The organism is Thauera sp. ZXT1-4, assembly GCF_052598215.2.
On sequence record NZ_JBQWSN020000005.1, the window covers coordinates 39,602 to 59,653 of the forward strand.

Genomic DNA, 20,052 nt, shown 5'->3' on the forward strand with positions numbered 1-20,052 from the left:
GGGGAGACGATCGGATAGTCCGCTCAGGTCTTCCTCGCCTGGCGCCCGAGCGCCGTGAATGCAAGCAGCACGAGTGCAAGCGTACCGGGTTCGGGAATCGCGTTTCTGGGGAGTTCCGTAAACAGCCAGTCTGTCGAGATGCTGCGCCAGCCCTGGTCCTGTGGTCCCCACAGGGCGAGGTCGATCACCCCCGCTTCAAGTCGATTGAAATAATCGATCTCGATGCCGTAATAGCCACTGCCCATCATCACCGTAGTGTTGCCATTCGATGCGCTGAGTGCAAAGAGGTCGCGGCCGTTGGTGCTGCCGGCCAGCGTCTCGCGCTCCATGCCGAGCATGCCGTTGGCGCCCATGAGCGAGAACACGAAGCCGTCGTCGACAAAAAGGCTGAAGTCGTACGCGCCAGCTTCCGGGATGTAGAGAAAGCCTGCGAAGCTGGCGGCGTAGTTTGTCTGCGAGCCGGTCTGCTGGACGATCGGAGCCAGTGGTCGCTGCCGGTCATATTCCCAGTGGCCGAGTGCTCCATCACCGATCAGCATGTTGTAGGTCAGGTTGGCGAAGTTCACCGCAGAAGTGTCGTTCACACGGCCGATCAGGGCGGCTGAGTCGTTCGGCAGGCTCTGAACGTGCGCGACGTCGACCGTGCCCCAGATGCCCGTACCCCAGCCGAACGTACCGATGGCGGCTGGGTCGCTGCCGGCTTCGGTCCACATCTGCTGGCTGAAGCGGTAGTCGTCGCGAACCTGGCTCCAGGTTGCGGAGAGCCCGCCGCCTGTTACGTAGGGCGCTGTACTGACAGGAATGAGTTCGAGGGGCGCCGACACCGATGGGGGCACCTGGAGCGCGACCGCAAGAACCGCAAGCGTTTTGATAATTGACGAGCGCATATTGGATCCAGAATTTCTTGTGGATTGGAAACAGTCTGATTCTCGCTGTGCTCGTTTGAGCCCGCGCGGCAATTCGTCACGGACGCGTGCAGTTGAGCGATGGTAGAGGCGCGGCCGTAGGGGCCAAGGGACCCCGCGAGGCGTGCCCGGCGACTCCTGCATGCACACGGGCCGTAAGTGCAGTTTCCTGCAAGGCGTGAATTGTGCCCTGTGCAGATGGTCGCGCTTCCTGCAGGATCGCGCCTTTCCGGCCTTCAGCGCTTGATGTTTCCGCATGCACTTTCTTCGTCCACAGGGCCTCATCTGCCTATTCCTGAGCTCGCTCGCGTTCAGCCACCCCGGCTGGGCCGGCGACGGCATCCCGGGCCCTGTGTCTCCGGCGGTGCACTGGTGGGAGGTGCAGGAGGAAAACGCAGCGAAGATCCGGGCGGGCATCCGCCATCTTGACCAGGACTGGAGCGCGCAACGCTACGCCAAGCTCGATGAGGCGATCGAGGACAACATCGCCCGACTTGCCAGGCTTCGAGGGGAGGGCGGCTTCGCGCCGGTCGAGCGCGCGCTGATGCTCGATCGGGCGCTCGCATTGGCGGCGCGGGGCCGGGACGATGAGGCGGACCGCCTCCTCCGTGAACTGGCCGGACTGGCTCCGCTACCGCCTTACGCGATTCGCGTTGCCGGAGATCTCGCCCTGCGCGCGCGACGCCCTCTGGATGCGATTGCGCTTTATCGGGCCTCACTCGCAGCGAGCCCGGATGAGGTCAGTCTCCACGTGAGTCTTGCGTACGCCTATCTCGAGGCGGGTGAGGATGAGGCACTGGAGCGGACGCTGACGGAGATCGAGCGGATCGATGGCGCAGCCCTGGAGACGCGACTGCTGCGCGCCCGCATGCACCGCTTCAGCGACCGGCCACGCCTTGCGCAGCAGATGCTCGATGCGCTTTCTGAAGAAGAGCGGCACTCGCCCGCAGGAGAGTTGGAGGCTGCCGCGCTCGCGCAGGCGCGAGGCCTTCCAAGAACGGCCCGGGCGGGCTACGCACGCGCTGAGGCGCAAGCGCCAGGAAACGTGCATGCGAAGATCGGTCTGGCCGAAACCGCATGGGCCATGGGCGAGCTCGAAGAGGCCAAGGCCTTGATCGATGAACTGATCGTGACGATGCCCGAGCACCCCGGGGTTTTGCGGCTGCTCAAGGCGTGGGAGTCGGCAGCGAGAGCCCGCCTGAGTCTTGAACTGAACGCCGGTCAGGGACATGGCAGAGTGTCCGGCAAGGACGACCTCAGCACTGACCTCTGGTTGTACAGCCCCTTGCTCGGAAACGGGTTCAGGGTGTTTGCGCATCATCACCGGGTTATGGCGGACTTCGATGAAAACCGGGCCGATCACATCCGTGCCGGCGTCGGTGTCGAGATGACTCGACGAGACTGGAGCCTTGCTGCAGAGCTGGGGTCTGAGCGTACGTTTGCGCGCAAGGCGACCATTTCGCTCCGTGGGGACTGGCAGCCGAGCGACCGATGGGCGTTCCGTGCTGCCTTCGAGTCGCGCGCGGACGATGTATCGGTCAAGGGCCGCTACTATCACCTTGGCGATTTCGGCGCTGACCTGGCAGCGCGGCGGTTTTCAGTGGGCGCAACACGAACGGAAGACGAGTCGCGCCGCCAGTCGATCGATGTCGGCTACTACGATTTCACCGACGGTAACGAGCGGGCGACCCTGAGCGCGACCTGGTTCGAGCGTATTTACAGCGTGCCGCGAAACGCGGTCGACCTTCAGTTTGCGGCCTACACCAGCCGCAACACGCGCACGGACGCGGAGTATTTCAACCCCAAGCGGGACTATGCCCTCTCCGCGACCGTGGTTTCGGATTGGTTGAGCTGGCATGCCTATGAGCGGCGCTTCAACCAGCGGGTCGCCGCGACCGTGGGTGGGTATCGCCAATGGGCTGCAGCTCGCCCCGCGGATGTGGATTATGGCTGGAAAGGCTTTGGCGAACTGCGTTACGAGCATGAGTGGCGCATGGGCGATGACGCCTCTGCGCGCTATGGCCTGGGTGTGCGCCGCTTTCCGTACGACGGAGAGCATGAGACGCGCGCTTACCTCTATGCCTCGCTGGTGTTCCGCTTCTAGCGCCTCAGGCAACGGATTCCATCGTGATGACGACCGATCTCCTCTCCGAAATCGCCCGGCTGCTGTTCGCCTTTTCGTTCTATTACCCGCTTTTCATGGCCTATCTGTGGATGACGGGCGGTTTGTACTATTACCTCCATTACGAGCGGCGCGACCCCCCGCCGGATCAGCCGCCGCCGCTGCCGCATTACCCGCCAGTGAGCATTCTCGTTCCGTGTCACAACGAGGGGCGGAATGTGGAAGAGACGGTGGCCGCGCTATGCGAACTCGATTATCCGGAGTTCGAGGTCCTGCTGATCAATGATGGCAGCACGGATGACACCGGCGAGCGTGCCGAGGCGCTTGCTCAAGCGGATGCGCGCATCCGGGTCGTCCACCTCGCGAGAAACCAGGGCAAGGCGGTAGGGTTGAACACTGCGGCAGCGTTTGCGCGTCACGAGTATTTCCTCTGCATCGATGGCGACTCGCTGGTCGACAGGAACAGCCTGAAGTGGATGATGCGCCACCTGCTCGCCAGCCCCCGGGTAGGTGCTGTGACGGGCAATCCGCGCATTCGTACGCGTTCCACGCTGCTCGGGCGGATACAGGTCGGGGAGTTCTCCTCGATCATCGGCTTGATCAAGCGTGCCCAGCGGACCTACGGCAAGGTGTTCACGGTGTCCGGTGTCATGGCCTGCTTCCGGCGCAGCGCGCTGCACGATGTCGGCTACTGGAACCCCCATGCCCTCACGGAGGACATCGACGTCAGCTGGCGGCTGGAGATTCGCCACTGGGATGTGCGTTTCGAGCCGAATGCGCTGTGCTGGATCCTGATGCCGGAAACGCTGCAAGGGCTTTGGCGTCAGCGCTTGCGATGGGCCATGGGCGGCAGCCAGGTGCTGCTCGCGCAGTTCGGCGTTCTCGCACAGTGGCGGCAACGCCGCTTGTGGCCAATCTACATCGAATACTTCACCAGTGTCGCGTGGGCGTATGCGATGGCTGCGATCGTCGCGCTGTTCATTGCGGGTTTGCTGCTGGAACTCCCCGAGGCCTTGCAGATCCGGACCCTTGCCCCTGGCTGGAGCGGTCTGGTGATCGGGACGACCTGCCTTTTGCAGTTCGCCGTGAGCATGTTCCTCGATTCGCGTTACGAGCGTGGGTACGGTCGCTACTACTACTGGATGATCTGGTATCCACTGGCCTACTGGGGCCTTAACGTCTGCACCTCGGTGGTGGCGCTGCCGAGGGTTCTCCTGAGAGGAAGGAAGCGCGCAACATGGAAAAGCCCGGACCGCGGGATACGCCCGAACGAAGCCCCCTGATCATTGAACGCCCTGACCTGCAGTCATGGCCGCAGAGAGCCTTGTCCGGCGTTCTCACCACCTTCTTCTGGATGGTGTGGCTGGTATTGTGGCTACCGCTGGTCACGCTGGCCGGCTGGGTGTTTTTCGGCTGGCAGTTCAAGTTTCACATGTTCGATCTTGGTGGGGACGAGGGGTTCTTCGAACTGATCGGCGCCTATCTCGTGGTGATCGCCGCCATGGGCATCACCCTGCTTGCGTGGGCCAAGTACAACCACTTGCGCTTCCGCAACGTGGAGCGACGCAAGGCCTTTCCCGCCGTCACGCCTGCCATGCTGCAAGCGAGATTTGGACAAGAGGAGTCTTCTCTGCTCGCCTGGCAGGGACGGCGAATCATGGTCGTCGAGCACGATCCGGAGGGGCGCATCATTTCCGTCCTGCCTCGGGATGAGCGCGATCTTCGTGAAGCGCGCGCTGACTCCGTACCTTCGGGTCGAGTGCGCAGCAGCCCCGTTCGCGACGCGGATGAAGAACAAGCCTGCGAGGCCGTCTGAGCAGACTAGCGCCCCGTGAACTGCGGCGTGCGCTTCTCCATAAATGCGGCCAGTCCTTCCCGGTAATCCTCGGTCGCGAGGAAATCGAAGGCCTGACGCCTTTCCTCTGCGCTGAGGGGCTCGCCGCGCATCAGCCGGCGCACCCACTGCTTGTGCCAGCGCGCCACCAGCGGGGCGCCAGCGCGGATGCGCGTGGCGCAGGCGGCCGCCTCGTCGGCTACCTTTTCGTCGTCCACCACGCGCGAAAGCAGCCCCTTCTGTAGCGCCTCGCGCGCAGTGAGGATGCGCCCCTCGAGCAGGATCTCCAGCACCACCGCCGGACCCACCAGCGCGAGCAGACCGGCCATCTCGCCCGGGTACATCGAGAATCCGAGCCGGTTGATCGGTGCGCCGAAGCGGGCCGATTCGCCCGCGATGCGGATGTCGCAGCAGCCGGCGATCTCCAGGCCGCCGCCGATGCACGCGCCCCGGATGGCGGCGACCGTGGGAACTGCGCAGTCGCGGATCGCGTTAAGGGCGGTCGCGACCAGATCCTCGTGATAGTGCAGGGCGTCATCGACCGTGCTGCGCACGCGAACGAACTCTTCGATGTCGCCCCCCGCGGCGAAGGCCTCCTCGCCGGCGCCGCGCAGGATCACGCAGCGCACGCTGTCGTCGACGGCGATCTTTTCCATGGCGGCAGAGAGTCCGCGCCACATTGCGGCGTTGACCGCGTTCAGCTTGGCCGGATTGTGCAGGGTGAGTGTCGCGATACCGTTCTGGAGTTCGAGATCGATTCGTGTGTTCATCGCATTCGGGATTTTCGATAAATAAAATTTTTCCATACGGACCTGTATGGACTCTTATGGATGATATATCATCCGCTCGCTCGACACGCCGCGTCAGACGGAACGGTCGATCAGAGGAGGGTGGAGGAGGAGCGTTCCAAGCGTTGCTTTTCCACGAGGAGGGAGAAAGTGTCTAGCTCGATGTATGCGCACATACGGCGCAATCCGCGTTTTGCGGAACTGGTGTCCAAACGGACTCGCTTTGCGGGCATCCTTGCGGCGATCGTTCTGATCGTCTTCTACGGCTTCGTGCTGCTCGTGGCGTTCGCGCCCGAAGTCATCGGGACGCGCCTGTTCGAGGGCAGCAACCTGACTTTCGGCATTCTGGCTGGCCTGCTGCAATTCATCTTCTTCTGGATCCTGACCCTTGTGTACGTGCGTCGCGCCAACGGCGAGTTCGACGACATCAACAAGGAACTCGTCAAGGCCGCATGGAAGGAGGAGAAGTGATGAACGCCCGTAAGCTTTCCCTCAGCGCAGCCGGCCTGCTCGCCCTGGCCGCCAGCCCGCTCGCGCTCGCCGCCGGCCCCGCGATGGATGCTGCCGAGAAGCAGCCGCTCAACCTTCACGCCATCGGCATGTTCTTCGTGTTCGTGCTGATGACCCTGGGTATCACCTACTGGGCGGCCAGCCGCACCAAGTCGACCTCCGACTTCTATACGGCGGGTGGTGGTATCACCGGCTTCCAGAACGGCCTGGCGATCGCCGGTGACTACATGTCGGCGGCCACGCTGCTCGGTCTTACCGCGATGATGTACGCGCAGGGTGTGGATGCGTATATCTACATGCTGTCCTTCTTCGTCGGCTGGCCGATCATCCTGTTCCTGATGGCCGAACGCCTGCGCAACCTGGGCAAGTTCACCTTCGCCGACATCACCGCCTATCGCCTCGACCAGGGCAAGGTGCGCACGATGGCCGCGGTCAGCTCGCTCACCGTGGTGTGCTTCTACCTTGTCGCGCAGATGGTCGGTGCCGGTCAGCTCATCAAGCTGCTGTTCGGTCTCGACTACAACATCGCGCTCGTCGTCGTCGGCGCGCTGATGATGGTGTACGTGACGTTTGGCGGCATGGTGGCGACCACCTGGGTGCAGATCATCAAGGCCTGCATGCTGCTGATCGGCGGCACCGCGGTGGGTCTGCTCGCGTTCAGCCAGTTCGGCTTCTCGTTTGACGAGCTGACCACGCGTGCGATGGAGGTGCACAAGTTGGGTGACAAGCTGCTCAACCCTGGCAGTCTGCTCGCCGATCCGGTCACCGCGATCTCGCTCGGCCTCGGCCTGATGTTCGGTACCGCCGGCCTGCCGCACATCCTGATGCGCTTCTTCACCGTGACCGACGCCAAGGAAGCGCGCAAGTCGGTGCTCTACGCCTCGGGCATCGTCGCCTACTTCTTCAACGTCATCGCCATCATGGGCCTGTGCGCGATCCTCATCGTCGGCCAGAACCCGGAGTTCTTCGAAGGTGGCGTTATCGGTGGCAAGGTCATTGGCGGCGGCAACATGATCGCCATGCACCTGGCGAACGCGGTCGGCGGCAACCTGCTGCTCGGCTTCCTGTCGGCGGTGGCGTTCGCGACCATCCTCGCGGTGGTGGCAGGCCTGGCGCTGGCCGGTGCCTCGGCGATCTCGCACGACATCTACTCGCGCGTCATCATGAAGGGCAAGGCCAACGAAGCCACCGAACTGCGTGTGTCGAAGTTCGCTACCATCGGCCTGGGTATCGTCGCCATCCTGCTCGGCATGGCTTTCGAGAAGATGAACATCGCGTTCATGGTCGCGCTTGCCTTCGGTGTGGCGGCCTCGGCCAACTTCCCGGTGCTGATCCTGTCGATGTACTGGAAGGGCCTGACCACCCGGGGTGCGCTCATGGGCGGCTACTCCGGCCTGGTCAGCGCGGTGATCTTCGTGCTCCTGTCGAAGTCTGTCTGGGTCGACGTGCTGCACTTCGAGTCGGCGATCTTCCCCTACACCCAGCCGGCGCTGTTCTCGATGCCGATCGCCTTCTTCATGACCTGGCTGTTCTCCACGCTCGACAAGAGCAAGGCGGCCGAGGCCGAGAAGGAAGCCTTCGAGGATCAGTACGTTCGCGCCCAGACCGGCGTGGGTGCAGCGACCGCATCGTCGCACTGATCGACCGCGCTGCCTCGCCCGCCCAGCGCGGGTGATGCGCGGCGCGAGACAACGATTGCCTCTTGGCAAGCGGGCTTGCCCGCGAACAGGAAGGCATTCGCGGCACAGGCCCGCTCCCACGGCACAGCGTGGGGGCGGGCTTTTTCGTTCACGGGCGTACGGCCGCTCCGGTGAGGCTCGAGTGATAGACTCGGGCGCCATCACCCTGTGGTTTTGCCTTCCGGCGGGGCCTTCATCCCAAAGGAGTCGTCGTGCCAATCAACGAGCTTTTCGTCATTCTTCTGCTGATCGCGGTCAGCGCTTTCTTCTCGATGTCCGAGATCTCCCTCGCTGCCTCGCGCAAGATCAAGCTGCGTTTGATGGCCGAAGGGGGACAGGTCAACGCGCAGCGCGTGCTGGCGCTGCAGGACAACCCCGGCAATTTCTTCACTGTGGTGCAGATCGGGCTCAATGCGGTCGCGATCCTCGGCGGCGTGGTCGGCGAGCAGGCGCTCTCGCCCTACGTGGTTGAACTGCTGCGGCCGGTCTACGACGGTTCGATGCGCGATACGGTCGCCTTCATCTTCTCCTTCGTGTTCGTGACCTCTCTGTTCGTGCTGTTCGCCGACCTCATGCCCAAGCGGTTGGCGATGGTGCAGCCCGAGCGCATCGCGGTGGCGGTGGTGCAGCCGATGCAGGTGTGCATGTGGCTGTTCGCGCCGCTGGTGTGGGTCTTCAGCGGGGCGGCAAACCTACTCTTCCGCTGGCTCAAGCTGCCGAGTGCGCGCATCGAGGACATCACCGCCGACGACATCATGGCCATGGCCGATGCAGGGGCACAGGCCGGCGCCCTGCTGCGCCAGGAGCAGCACCTGATCAGCAACGTGTTTGAACTCGACTCGCGCATCGTGCCCTCGGCGATGACCTCGCGCGAGAGCATTGTCTTCCTGACCCTCTCCGAATCGGAGGAGAGCATCCGGCGCAAGATCGCCGAGCACCCGCACGGCAAGTTCCCGGTGTGCGAGGACGGCATCGACAGCGTGATCGGCTATGTGGATGCGAAGGACATCCTGCCGCGCATCGTGCAGGGTCAGGACCTTTCGTTGCGCACCCAGCCGATCGTGCGCAAGGTGCTGATGCTGCCGGATACGCTTACCCTGTTCGAGGCACTGGAGCGCTTTCGCGACGCAAAGGAGGACTTCGCCCTGGTGCTCAACGAGTATGCGCTGGTGGTCGGGCTGCTCGCGCTGCAGGACGTCATGAACACGGTGATGGGCGACCTGGTCAGCCCCTTCCAGGAAGAGCTGATCGTCCGGCGAGACGAGCATTCCTGGCTCATCGACGGCGTCACGCCGATCGAGGACGTCATGCAGGCGCTCGACATCGAGGTGTTCGAGGGCTTCCAGAACTACGAAACGGTGGCCGGATTCCTGATGTACAGGCTGCGCAAGGTGCCCAAGCGCACCGACTTCGTGCTCTACGCCGGTTACAAGTTCGAGGTGGTCGATATCGACAACTACCGCATCGACCAGGTGCTGGTGACGCGCGAAGGGGTCACACCGGCTGCGTAGCGCTGCGCATCTCCGCGATGCGGGCGAGGGCGGCGCGGCCGCTGAGGATGTGCGTGCGCATGTGCTTTTCCGCGCGCGCGCTGTCGCGTGCGAGCAGCGCCTCCATGATGTCGCGGTGCTCGGCCAGCGATTGCTCCAGCCGTCCCTCCGAGAACAGGGAGTGATGGCGGGACAGCTTGATCACCTTGCGCAGGTCCTCGATCACGTGCAGCAGCCAGCGGTTGTCCGCGATCTCCTGCAAGGCGAGGTGAAAGGCCTGGTTGGCCTCGAAGAAGCGGTCGATGTTGCCCTTTTCGGCAGCCTTCTCCAGATCCGCATGGATACCGCGCAGACGGACGAAATCCCCCTCGGTCGCCTTCGTCGCCGAGAGACGTGCGCATTCGCCTTCCAGCATCGACATGACGCTGAACACTTCGTCCAGATCGCGCTCGGAGATTTCGGTGACGTAGCAGCCGCGGCGCGGCTTCAGCGTCACCAGGCCTTCCGAGGCGAGGACCTTGAGCGCCTCGCGCAACGGGGTGCGCGAGATGCCATACTGCTCGGCCAGCGCCTGTTCGTCGACCCAGGTGCCGGGAGGCAGTTCGTGCGAGAAGATGCGCTGCCGGAGGCGTTCTGCGACTTCCTGATAGAGGGCGATCGGCGCGATGCGTGACGCGTTCATGTGCGGTGTTCGGGCGTGTGCGGTGGAGGCGGGCGCAATGGCTGTCGTTCTTCGACAACTCCCCATTGCGTCCATAATTATGGATAAAGTATTATTTTATAGCTGAGCAAGTCAAGTTCCAGTGCACCGCGCGTCTTGGGAGGCGTCGGCCCCGGTCGATGAAAGGAGAGGGGGCGCGGCGGATGCCGGAACGTCGACGGCCGCTCGCGGCAGGTGCCGCGGGCGGCCCCGTCGTCGAAGAGAGGGAGTATGCGTCCTTCTGCGACGGTGCACCCATCCATGTCCTACGCAGGCAGCGACCGCTGCCGAATCGAAGAGGTTTTCATGTCGAACGCCAACGAGCCCGTCTATCCCCAGCCCGATCTCGAGGCCTGGAAAAAAGCCGCCGCCAAGCAGGCCCCTGGCGGTGACATCGAAAAGCTCAACTGGATCACGCCCGAGGGGCTGACCGTCAAGCCGCTGTACACCCGGGCCGACACCGAAGACCTGCAGCATGCCGACACGCTGCCCGGTTTCGAGCCCTTCCTGCGCGGCCCGCAGCCCACCATGTACGCCGTCAAGCCGTGGACCATACGCCAGTACGCCGGCTTCTCCACCGCGGAGGCGTCCAACGCCTTCTACCGCAAGGCGCTCGCCGCCGGCGGCCAGGGCGTGTCGGTGGCCTTCGACCTGGCCACCCACCGCGGCTACGACTCCGACCACCCGCGCGTGACCGGCGACGTCGGCAAGGCCGGCGTGGCGATCGATTCGGTCGAGGACATGAAGATCCTGTTCGACCAGATCCCGCTCGACAAGGTGTCGGTGTCGATGACCATGAACGGCGCCGTGCTGCCCATCCTCGCCGGCTACATCGTCGCAGCCGAGGAGCAGGGCGTCAGTCAGGACAAGCTCTCGGGAACGATCCAGAACGACATTCTGAAAGAATTCATGGTGCGGAACACCTACATCTATCCGCCCACCCCGTCGATGAAGATCATCGCCGACATCTTCGGCTACACCGCGCAACACATGCCGAAGTTCAACAGCATCTCGATCTCCGGCTACCACATCCAGGAGGCGGGCGCGAACCAGGCCATCGAGTTGGCCTTCACGCTCGCTGACGGTCTGGAATACGTGCGCACCGGCATCGCCAGCGGCATGGACGTCGACACCTTCGCTGGCCGCCTGTCCTTCTTCTGGGCGGTAGGCATGAACTTCTACCTCGAGATCGCCAAGATGCGCGCAGCGCGGCTGCTGTGGTGGCGCATCATGAAGCAGTTCAATCCGAAGAGCCCCAAGTCGATGATGCTGCGCACACACTCGCAGACCTCGGGCTGGTCGCTCACCGAGCAGGACCCGTACAACAACGTCGTGCGCACCACCATCGAGGCCATGGCCGCGGTGTTCGGCGGCACGCAGTCGCTGCACACCAACGCGCTCGACGAAGCCATCGCGCTGCCGACCGAGTTCTCCGCCCGCATCGCGCGCAACACCCAGATCATCATCCAGGAAGAGACCCATATCTGTAACGTCGTCGACCCCTGGGCGGGCTCCTACATGATGGAGACGCTCACCCAGGACATGGCCGACAAGGCCTGGGCGTTGATCGAGGAGATCGAGTCCATGGGCGGCATGACCAAGGCGGTCGAATCCGGCTGGGCCAAGATGAAGGTCGAGGAGTGCGCCGCCGACAAGCAGGCACGTATCGATTCGGGCAAGGACGTCATCGTCGGGGTGAACAAGTACAAGCTCGCCAAGGAAGACCCGATCGACATCCTCGACATCGACAACCACGCGGTGCGTGAGGCCCAGATCGCCCGCCTGAACAAGATCCGCTCGACACGCGACGCGGCTGCGGTACAGACCGCGCTCGACGCGCTGACCCGGTGCGCCGAGACGAGCGAAGGCAACCTGCTCGACCTCGCGGTCAAGGCCATCCGTCTGCGCGCCACCGTGGGCGAGATCTCCGATGCGCTGGAGAAGGTCTTCGGCCGCTATCGTGCCAACCCGCAAGCCGTGTCCGGCGTCTATGGAGCCGTCGTGGAAGAACAGGAAGACTGGAAGGCCCTCAAGGCCGACATCGAGGCCTTCATCGCCGAGGAAGGCCGCCGCCCGCGCGTGATGATCGCCAAGCTCGGCCAGGACGGCCACGACCGCGGCGCCAAGGTGGTGGCCTCGGCCTTCGCCGACCTCGGCTTCGACATCGACATCGGCCCGCTCTTCCAGACCCCGGAAGAAGCCGCCCGCCACGCGGTCGAGAACGACGTGCATGCGGTCGGCTGCTCCAGCCTCGCCGCTGGCCACAAGACCCTGGTGCCGGCCGTCATCAACGAGCTCAAGCGCCTCGGCGCGGACGACATCATCACGTTCGTTGGCGGCGTGATTCCGGCGCAGGACTACGACACGCTGTATGCTGCCGGCGCGAAGGGCATCTTCGGCCCGGGCACGCCGATTCCGGCCGCTGCCCGCGAGGTGCTCAAGCAGATCCGCGCCGCTCGCGGCAAGGCCTGAGTTTGCGCAACCCAGGCCCCGGTCGGCGCGTGCCGCCGACCGGGGCCGCGCGATATCCGTTACCGATGCCGATGAACAAGCCCGAACTGCGGCCCTCCGCCATGTCCGCCGCCACCGCCGAGCCGCTCGATGCCGTCGATCAGGTACTGGTCGATGGCGTGCTGGCGCGCCAGCTGCGACCGCTTGCCAAGACCATCACGCTGATCGAATCGCAGCGCGAGGACCACAAGGCGCGCGCACGGCAGGTGCTCGAAAGCCTGCTGCCGCATACTGGCGGGGCGATGCGGGTGGGTATTTCCGGCGTCCCCGGGGTGGGCAAGTCCACCTTCATCGAGGCGCTGGGCCTGTATCTGATCGAGCAGGGCTTGCGCGTGGCGGTGCTTGCGGTGGACCCATCGTCGTCGGTGACCGGGGGCTCGATCCTCGGCGACAAGACGCGTATGGAGTTGCTGTCGCAGAATCCTGCCGCCTTCATTCGCCCCAGCCCCTCGGCCTGCAGCCTGGGCGGCGTGGCGGAGAAGACGCGCGAGACCCTTCTGGTGTGCGAAGCGGCCGGCTTCGATGTGATCATCGTCGAGACGGTGGGCGTGGGCCAGAGCGAGACGGCGGTGGCGGGCATGACCGATATCTTCTGCCTGCTGCAACTGCCCAACGCGGGAGATGATCTGCAGGCGATCAAGAAGGGAATCATGGAGATTGCCGACCTGATCGTCATCAACAAGGCCGACATCGACCCCTCCGCGGCGATGCGCGCGAAGTCACAGATCAAGACCGCGCTGCACATGCTGCGTCCGGCCAGCCCCAACTGGACGGTGCCGGTGCTGACGCTCTCCGCGCTGAAGAAGGAAGGCATCGCCGAGTTCTGGAACACGGTGTCGGCGTACCGCAAGGCGCTGACCGCCTCCGGCGAGTTCGATGCCAAGCGCCGCCACCAGGCCCTGGCCTGGATGTGGGAAATGATCGATTCCGGGCTGCGCAGCCGTTTCCGCAGCCATCCACGCGTGCGCGAGGAGCTTCCCGTCCTCGCGCGCGCAGTCGAGGAGGGGGGAAGTACGCCCGCGGCCGCAGCCCTGCGCCTGCTCGGCCACCTCCAGACCCGCGAACAGGGCTGACGGCGCAGCCGGTCGGCCAAACTCAAGATCTGACAGGAGATCACACTCATGCAAAACATCATTCGCCAGCTCGAGGAGAAGCGCGAACTGGCCCGCCTCGGTGGCGGCCAGAAGCGCATCGACGCGCAGCACCGCAAGGGAAAGCTCACCGCGCGCGAGCGCATCGAGCTGCTGCTCGACGACGACAGCTTCGAAGAGTGGGACATGTACAAGGAGCACCGCTGCACCGAGTTCGGCATGGACGCCGACCACATCCCCGGTGACGGCGTGGTGACCGGGTACGGCACGGTCAACGGTCGGCTGGTGTTCGTGTTTTCGCAGGACTTCACCGTGTTCGGCGGCTCGCTGTCGGAGACCCACGCAGAGAAGATCTGCAAGGTCATGGACCACGCGATGAAGGTCGGTGCGCCCGTGATCGGGCTCAACGACTCGGGCGGCGCCCGCATCCAGGAGGGGGTCGACTCGCTCGGCGGCTATGCCGACGTGTTCCAGCGCAACGTGCTGGCCTCGGGCGTGATCCCTCAGATCTCCCTGATCATGGGGCCCTGCGCCGGCGGTGCGGTGTATAGCCCGGCGATGACCGACTTCATCTTCATGGTCAAGGACTCGTCCTACATGTTCGTGACCGGCCCCGAGGTCGTGAAGACCGTGACCCACGAGGAGGTCACGGCCGAGGAGCTGGGCGGCGCGATCACCCACAACACCAAGTCGGGTGTGGCCGACCTCGCGTTCGAGAACGACGTCGAGGCCTTGATGATGACCCGCCGTCTGGTCGGCTTCTTGCCCGCGAGCAACCGCGAGAAGCCGCCGGTCATCCCGTGCGCCGACCCGGCCGATCGCATCGAGATGTCGCTCGACACCCTGGTCCCGGAGAATCCCAACCAGCCGTACGACATGAAGGAGCTGATCGTCAAGATGGTCGATGACGGCGATTTCTTCGAGCTGCAGCCCGATTACGCCAAGAACATCATCATCGGCCTGGCACGCATGGAAGGCCAGCCGGTGGGTATCGTCGCCAACCAGCCGCTGGTGCTGGCCGGTTGCCTCGACATCAAGAGCTCGATCAAGGCTGCCCGCTTCGTGCGCTTCTGCGACGCCTTCAACATCCCGGTGGTCACGCTGGTGGACGTTCCGGGCTTCATGCCCGGCACCTCGCAGGAGTACGGCGGCATCATCAAGCACGGCGCCAAGCTGCTCTATGCCTACGCCGAGTGCACCGTGCCCAAGGTCACCATCATCACCCGCAAGGCCTACGGCGGTGCCTACGACGTGATGTCGTCCAAGCATCTGCGCGGTGACGTCAACCTCGCCTGGCCGAGCGCCGAGATCGCGGTGATGGGCGCCAAGGGCGCGGTCGAGATCATCTTCCGCGAAGAAAAGAACGACGCCGAGAAGCTCGCCCAGCGCGAGGCCGAATACAAGGCGCGTTTCGCCAACCCCTTCGTCGCGGCGCACCGCGGCTTCATCGACGACGTGATCATGCCGCACAACACCCGCAAGCGCGTGTGCCGTTCGCTGGCCATGCTGCGCGACAAGCAGCTGGACAACCCGTGGCGCAAGCACGGCAACATCCCGCTCTGATCCGCGTACGAGGAATAGTCACATGTTCAAGAAGATCCTGATTGCAAACCGTGGCGAGATTGCCTGCCGCGTCATCAAGACCGCCCGCAAGATGGGCATCGCCACCGTCGCGGTGCACTCCGAGGCGGACAAGGCCGCGCTATTCGTGGAGATGGCTGATGAGGCCGTCTGCATCGGCCCGGCGCCGTCCAAAGAGTCTTATCTGGTGATCGACAAGATCATCGCCGCGTGCAAGCAGACTGGTGCCGAAGCGGTGCATCCGGGCTACGGCTTCCTGTCGGAGAACGCCGAGTTCTCGCGCCGGCTGGAAGAGGAGGGCATCAAGTTCATCGGCCCGAAGCATTACTCGGTTGCCAAGATGGGCGACAAGATCGAGTCGAAGAAGCTCGCGATCGCAGCCGGCGTGAACACCATCCCCGGTTACAACGACGCGATCTCGGGTCCGGACGAGGCGGTCGAAATCGCCAGGAACATCGGCTACCCGGTCATGATCAAGGCCTCGGCTGGTGGTGGCGGCAAGGGGTTGCGCGTGGCCTTCAACGACAAGGAAGCGCATGAAGGCTTTGCCTCCTGCGTCAACGAAGCCCGCAACGCCTTCGGTGACGACCGGGTCTTCATCGAGAAGTACGTGCTCGAGCCGCGCCACATCGAGATCCAGGTGCTGGGCGATTCGCACGGCAACTACGTCTATCTGAACGAGCGCGACTGCTCGATCCAGCGTCGTCACCAGAAGGTCATCGAGGAGGCGCCGAGCCCATTCGTCGACCCCGAGATGCGCAAGGCGATGGGCGAGCAGGCCGTGGCGCTGGCGCGTGCGGTGAACTACGAATCGGCTGGCACGGTCGAGTTCGTCGTCTCCGGCGCCACCAAGGAGTTCTACTTCCTGGAGATGAACACCCGCCTGCAGGTCGAGCACCCGGTCACCGAGCTGATCACCGGCCTCGACCTCGTCGAGCAGATGATCCGCGTGGCGTATGGCGAGAAGCTGCCCCTCAGCCAGGCTGACGTGAAGATCAATGGCTGGTCGATGGAATGCCGCATCAACGCCGAAGACCCGTTCCGCGGCTTCCTGCCGTCCACTGGTCGCCTGGTGAAGTTCCAGGCACCGGCCGAAGGCAATGGCGTGCGTGTCGACACCGGCGTGTATGAGGGCGGTGAGATCTCGATGTTCTACGACTCGATGATCGCCAAGCTCATCGTGCACGGCAAGGACCGCCAGGAAGCCATCGAGCGCATGCGGGACGCGCTCAATGCCTTCGTGATCCGCGGCATCAGTTCGAACATCCCCTTCCAGGCCGCGCTGCTGCAGCACCCGCGGTTCTGCTCGGGCAACTTCAACACCGGCTTCATCGCCGAGGAGTACCCGCAGGGCTTCGACGCCTCGATGGTGCCGCACGACGATCCGGCGCTGCTTGCCGCAGTCGCCACCTTTGCCCGCATGCGCTACATCGAGCGCGCGGTGCAGATCGAGGGGCAACTCGCCGGCCATGGCCGCAAGGTGGCCACGGATTGGGTGGTGGTCATGGGCGGCACGCAGTATCCGATGCACGTTGCCGCGATCGAAGGTGGGCTCGCCGTCACCCACATGGGCAAGACGTACAACATCGTGTCCGGCTGGACCTTCGGCGACCTGCTGTTCTCCGGCACCGTCAATGGTGCACCGGTCGGCCTGCAGATCGAGCGCCGAGGACTGCGTTACCGCATCTCGCACTTCGGGCTGCAGGTGGAGCCCATAGTCATGACGGTGCGCGCCGCACACCTGCTGTCGCTGATGCCGGAGAAGCTTCCGCCCGACCTGTCGAAGTTCCTGCTGTCGCCGATGCCGGGCCTGCTGCGCGAGGTTTCGGTGAGCGAGGGGCAGGAAGTGAAGGCCGGCGAGAAGCTCGCCATCATCGAAGCGATGAAGATGGAGAACGTGCTCAAGGCCGAGCAGGACGGCAAGGTGAAGAAGATCGTCGCGAAGCCGGGTGCCAGCCTGTCCGTGGATGAAGTGATCATCGAGTTCGAATAATCGGACTCACTTCTTTCGATCGATGGGGAGGGAGACCCGGGCAACGCCCGGGTGCCTGTCGGCACGGGGCCTGCGCAAGCAGGCCTTTTTTTTGGTTCTTCGCGCATTTACTGCCCTGTGCGGTCGGGCAGTGTGGCCTTAGGGAACGTCCATCGGAGGCGCTGGCGCGCGCGCGCAGTGAACTTTCGGATGCGTGCCCGGTCACATCCACGCATCTGTAAATTTGTGCAAAACAAATTTGTGACCTATCATCCAGGTCGCTCATCCGCCCCCTCTCCCAGGGGGTGTGCAATCCAGGCCCCGGGCTGCCCAGCAGCCTGATTCCGCAGGGCCCTTCCACATCATCCATGCAAGCCACGCGCCGATGTTTCGACATGCGGTGCGGTGCCGTGGGCGGCGCGAGACCGTTCCGCGAGACAAGAACAGACCAGGAGGACCTTTCATGAGCGCTCAAGTGCATGCACTCAAGGCCGTATCCAGCCGCGCCGCGGCTCCCAAGGCTGCTGCCGGATTCTTCGAGCCGGTGCCATTCAAGGTGTATACCCAGCGTGATCTGGACCGGATCGAACAGCTTTCGCAGCTGTCTCCGGAGCAACGCTTCGAGATGAAGGTGGTTTCGTCGGTGTTGCCTTTCCGTGTGAACCAGTACGTGATCGACGAATTGATCGACTGGAGCAATGTCCCTGCCGACCCGATCTTCCAACTCACCTTTCCGCAGCGCGGCATGCTCGCCCCGCAGCACTATGCGCGTATCGCCGAGCTGGTGCGCAGCGAGGCGCCGAAGGATGTGCTCGAGGGTGCGATCGCCGAAGTGCGCCACGCGCTCAATCCGCATCCGGCCGACCAGATGCAGATGAACATGCCGCTCGACGAACACGGCAAGCCGCTCGATGGCATGCAGCACAAGTACCGCGAAACGGTGTTGTTCTTCCCCAGCCAGGGACAGACTTGCCACAGCTACTGCACCTTCTGCTTCCGCTGGGCACAGTTCGTTGGCGACAAGGAGTTGCGCATCGCCTCGTCCGAGGCGAACGCGCTGCACGACTATCTGCGCAAGCATACCGAGCTCACCGACCTGCTTGTCACCGGCGGCGATCCGATGGTGATGAAGACGCGGCATCTGCGCGACTACCTCGAGCCGCTGCTGCGGCCCGAGTTCGATCACATCCAGACCATCCGGATCGGTACCAAGGCGCTGACTTTCTGGCCGCACCGCTTCCTGGGGGCCGAAGATGCCGATGACCTGATGCGCCTGCTCACGCAGCTGGTCGAGGCCGGCAAGCACGTCGCCATCATGGCGCACTACAACCATTGGAAAGAACTCGACACCGAGGTTGCGCAGGCCGCGGTCCGCCGCGTGCGCGCGACGGGTGCGGTGATCCGCGCGCAGGGGCCGCTGATCGCGCATATCAACGACGACCCGGCGGTGTGGGCCAAGCTGTGGAAGATGGAGGTCAAGCTCGGACTGGTGCCGTACTACATGTTCGTCGAACGCGACACCGGCGCGCGAAACTACTTCGAGGTGCCGCTCGCGCGCGCCTGGGAGATCTACCAGCAGGCGATCCAGCAGGTGTCGGGCCTCGCCCGTACCGCGCGCGGCCCGAGCATGAGCGCAAGCCCGGGCAAGGTGGAGATTCAGGGGGTGACCGAGATCGCGGGAGAGAAGGTGTTCGTGCTGCGCTTCATCCAGGGGCGCAATCCCGACTGGGTGCAGCGCCCCTTCTTCGCGAAGTACGACGAAGAGGCGACCTGGCTGGATCAGCTCGTGCCCGCGTTCGGCGAGACCAAGTGGTTCTGGCAGGACGAGTACGACGCGATCCGGGAAGACCGCCTGGCGGCTGCCTGATCCGGGTATCCCCTGCACCGGGAAGGGCTCGCCTGCGCGGGCCCTTCTTCCGTTCGGGCTGCTATGATCGAATCATCGATCGGCGCGGGGAGCAGGGGCATGGATTTCCGTAATGGCAGGGAAAGCCGCAACGTCGAGGACCGGCGAGGGCAAGGCGGTCGAAGGCTCGGCGGCGGCGGAAAGATCGGGATCGGCACCCTTATTCTGGCGCTGGTCGCGATGTATTTCGGCATCGATCCGAGCCTAGTGCTCAACACCGCCGACGTGGCGGCGCCCCCTGCCGTCGAATCGCCTCGGACGGCTTCGCCGCGCACGGAGGCGGAAGACGGGATGGCGCGTTTCGTGTCCATGGTGCTGGCGGATACCGAGGACACCTGGGGGCCGATCTTCAAGGCTGGCGGTGCGCAGTATCGTGAGCCGGGGCTGGTGCTCTACACCGGCGCCACGCGCAGCGCCTGCGGTGTCGGCCAGGCAGAGATGGGGCCGTTCTACTGTCCGGCGGACGGCAAGGTCTATCTCGATCTCTCCTTCTTCGATGAGCTGCATCGGCGCTTCGGCGCGCCAGGGGACTTCGCCCAAGCCTATGTGATCGCGCACGAGGTCGGCCATCATGTGCAGCACCTGCTCGGCATTCTGGACAAGGTGCAACAGACCCGTCAGCAGGTTTCGGAGCGTGAGGCGAACCAGCTTTCGGTGCGGCTCGAGCTCCAGGCCGACTGCTTCGCGGGTGTCTGGGCACACCACGCACAGCGCGCGCGGCAGGTGCTGGAGGCGGGCGATATCGAGGAGGGGCTGGCGGCTGCGAGCGCGGTCGGTGACGACCGCATGCAGAAGCGTGCGCAGGGATATGCGGTGCCGGACAGCTTCACGCACGGCAGCGCGGCCCAACGCGCACGCTGGTTCGGCAATGGACTGCAGAGCGGGGCGCTGCGCAGTTGCGACACCTTCTCCGCGTCATCGCTCTGAGAGGGCTCGTACGCGGGCGCATTTTGCGGACGAAGC

The 20,052-nt window shown here is 64.2% G+C and carries 15 protein-coding genes; 12 read left to right on the forward strand and 3 right to left on the reverse strand.

Annotated elements, in window-relative coordinates; all coding sequences use genetic code 11:
- Nucleotides 1–23: 23 nt before the first annotated feature.
- Complete coding sequence (locus ACUH78_RS05925) at nt 24–887, reverse strand: PA14 domain-containing protein (protein WP_445333008.1); 864 nt, start codon at nt 885–887, stop codon at nt 24–26.
- A gap of 274 nt (nt 888–1,161) precedes the next feature.
- Between ACUH78_RS05925 and ACUH78_RS05930 the strand changes: the two genes are divergently transcribed.
- The 3 genes from ACUH78_RS05930 to pgaD are packed head-to-tail and all read left to right on the forward strand — an operon-like array spanning nt 1,162 to nt 4,843.
- Entirely contained in the window at nt 1,162–3,009 is a 1,848-nt protein-coding gene (locus tag ACUH78_RS05930) for a tetratricopeptide repeat protein (protein ID WP_445333007.1), read from the forward strand.
- A 26-nt stretch (nt 3,010–3,035) separates the two neighbouring features.
- On the forward strand, nt 3,036–4,310 hold the full coding sequence (pgaC, locus tag ACUH78_RS05935) for a poly-beta-1,6-N-acetyl-D-glucosamine synthase (protein ID WP_445333006.1): 1,275 nt from the start codon (nt 3,036–3,038) through the stop codon (nt 4,308–4,310).
- Between the two features lie 41 nt (nt 4,311–4,351).
- Nucleotides 4,352–4,843 carry a poly-beta-1,6-N-acetyl-D-glucosamine biosynthesis protein PgaD gene (pgaD, locus tag ACUH78_RS05940; RefSeq protein WP_445333005.1) on the forward strand — a complete coding sequence of 164 codons (492 nt, stop codon included), beginning with the start codon at nt 4,352–4,354 and terminating at the stop codon, nt 4,841–4,843.
- A 5-nt stretch (nt 4,844–4,848) separates the two neighbouring features.
- On the opposite strand, the gene ACUH78_RS05945 is transcribed toward pgaD, so the two are convergent.
- On the reverse strand, nt 4,849–5,631 hold the full coding sequence (locus ACUH78_RS05945; protein WP_445333004.1) for an enoyl-CoA hydratase/isomerase family protein: 783 nt from the start codon (nt 5,629–5,631) through the stop codon (nt 4,849–4,851).
- A 168-nt stretch (nt 5,632–5,799) separates the two neighbouring features.
- On the opposite strand from ACUH78_RS05945, the gene ACUH78_RS05950 reads away from it, so the two are divergent.
- The 3 genes from ACUH78_RS05950 to paeA all read left to right on the forward strand — a co-directional run bounded on the left by ACUH78_RS05950 (nt 5,800) and on the right by paeA (nt 9,349).
- Nucleotides 5,800–6,120: a DUF485 domain-containing protein gene (locus ACUH78_RS05950; protein WP_445333003.1), complete on the forward strand. Its 321-nt coding sequence runs from the start codon at nt 5,800–5,802 to the stop codon at nt 6,118–6,120.
- Nucleotides 6,120–7,799, forward strand: a complete 1,680-nt coding sequence (locus tag ACUH78_RS05955) for a cation acetate symporter (RefSeq protein ID WP_445333002.1) — start codon at nt 6,120–6,122, stop codon at nt 7,797–7,799. Before ACUH78_RS05950 ends, ACUH78_RS05955 begins: the two co-directional genes overlap by 1 nt.
- A 251-nt stretch (nt 7,800–8,050) precedes the next feature.
- Complete coding sequence (paeA, locus tag ACUH78_RS05960; protein ID WP_418363685.1) at nt 8,051–9,349, forward strand: polyamine export protein PaeA; 1,299 nt, start codon at nt 8,051–8,053, stop codon at nt 9,347–9,349.
- On the opposite strand, the gene ACUH78_RS05965 is transcribed toward paeA, so the two are convergent.
- On the reverse strand, nt 9,333–10,010 hold the full coding sequence (locus tag ACUH78_RS05965; RefSeq protein ID WP_418363684.1) for a GntR family transcriptional regulator: 678 nt from the start codon (nt 10,008–10,010) through the stop codon (nt 9,333–9,335). The two genes, paeA and ACUH78_RS05965, sit on opposite strands and share 17 nt — an antisense overlap.
- 324 nt (nt 10,011–10,334) lie before the next feature.
- Here ACUH78_RS05965 and scpA point away from each other — a divergent pair, with 324 nt between their 5' ends.
- The 6 genes from scpA to ypfJ all read left to right on the forward strand — a co-directional run bounded on the left by scpA (nt 10,335) and on the right by ypfJ (nt 20,016).
- Nucleotides 10,335–12,500, forward strand: a complete 2,166-nt coding sequence (gene scpA, locus ACUH78_RS05970; RefSeq protein WP_435750674.1) for a methylmalonyl-CoA mutase — start codon at nt 10,335–10,337, stop codon at nt 12,498–12,500.
- Nucleotides 12,501–12,565: 65 nt separating this feature from the next.
- Nucleotides 12,566–13,612, forward strand: coding sequence for a methylmalonyl Co-A mutase-associated GTPase MeaB (meaB, locus tag ACUH78_RS05975; protein ID WP_445333001.1), 1,047 nt, complete (start codon nt 12,566–12,568; stop codon nt 13,610–13,612).
- A 48-nt stretch (nt 13,613–13,660) separates the two neighbouring features.
- A complete protein-coding gene (locus ACUH78_RS05980) occupies nt 13,661–15,193 on the forward strand; it encodes an acyl-CoA carboxylase subunit beta (protein ID WP_418363681.1) in 1,533 nt (510 codons plus the stop codon).
- Nucleotides 15,194–15,215: 22 nt separating this feature from the next.
- Nucleotides 15,216–17,204, forward strand: coding sequence for an acetyl-CoA carboxylase biotin carboxylase subunit (gene accC / locus ACUH78_RS05985; protein ID WP_445333000.1), 1,989 nt, complete (start codon nt 15,216–15,218; stop codon nt 17,202–17,204).
- Nucleotides 17,205–17,646: 442 nt separating this feature from the next.
- Nucleotides 17,647–19,050 (forward strand): KamA family radical SAM protein, encoded by a 1,404-nt coding sequence (locus tag ACUH78_RS05990; RefSeq protein WP_435750677.1) that lies wholly within the window; start codon nt 17,647–17,649, stop codon nt 19,048–19,050.
- A 99-nt stretch (nt 19,051–19,149) separates the two neighbouring features.
- Nucleotides 19,150–20,016, forward strand: a complete 867-nt coding sequence (gene ypfJ / locus ACUH78_RS05995; protein ID WP_445332999.1) for a KPN_02809 family neutral zinc metallopeptidase — start codon at nt 19,150–19,152, stop codon at nt 20,014–20,016.
- Nucleotides 20,017–20,052: the final 36 nt, after the last annotated feature.

Bases quoted from the DNA above. Each gene is read 5' to 3' on its own strand.
- ACUH78_RS05990 (WP_435750677.1), top strand. From the start codon at position 17,647: ATGAGCGCTCAAGTGCATGCACTCAAGGCCGTATCCAGCCGCGCCGCG.
- ypfJ (WP_445332999.1), top strand. From the start codon at position 19,150: ATGGATTTCCGTAATGGCAGGGAAAGCCGCAACGTCGAGGACCGGCGA.
- scpA (WP_435750674.1), top strand. From the start codon at position 10,335: ATGTCGAACGCCAACGAGCCCGTCTATCCCCAGCCCGATCTCGAGGCC.
- pgaC (WP_445333006.1), top strand. From the start codon at position 3,036: ATGACGACCGATCTCCTCTCCGAAATCGCCCGGCTGCTGTTCGCCTTT.
- ACUH78_RS05930 (WP_445333007.1), top strand. From the start codon at position 1,162: ATGCACTTTCTTCGTCCACAGGGCCTCATCTGCCTATTCCTGAGCTCG.
- accC (WP_445333000.1), top strand. From the start codon at position 15,216: ATGTTCAAGAAGATCCTGATTGCAAACCGTGGCGAGATTGCCTGCCGC.
- ACUH78_RS05945 (WP_445333004.1), bottom strand. From the start codon at position 5,631: ATGAACACACGAATCGATCTCGAACTCCAGAACGGTATCGCGACACTC.
- ACUH78_RS05955 (WP_445333002.1), top strand. From the start codon at position 6,120: ATGAACGCCCGTAAGCTTTCCCTCAGCGCAGCCGGCCTGCTCGCCCTG.
- meaB (WP_445333001.1), top strand. From the start codon at position 12,566: ATGCCGATGAACAAGCCCGAACTGCGGCCCTCCGCCATGTCCGCCGCC.
- ACUH78_RS05980 (WP_418363681.1), top strand. From the start codon at position 13,661: ATGCAAAACATCATTCGCCAGCTCGAGGAGAAGCGCGAACTGGCCCGC.
- ACUH78_RS05965 (WP_418363684.1), bottom strand. From the start codon at position 10,010: ATGAACGCGTCACGCATCGCGCCGATCGCCCTCTATCAGGAAGTCGCA.
- ACUH78_RS05925 (WP_445333008.1), bottom strand. From the start codon at position 887: ATGCGCTCGTCAATTATCAAAACGCTTGCGGTTCTTGCGGTCGCGCTC.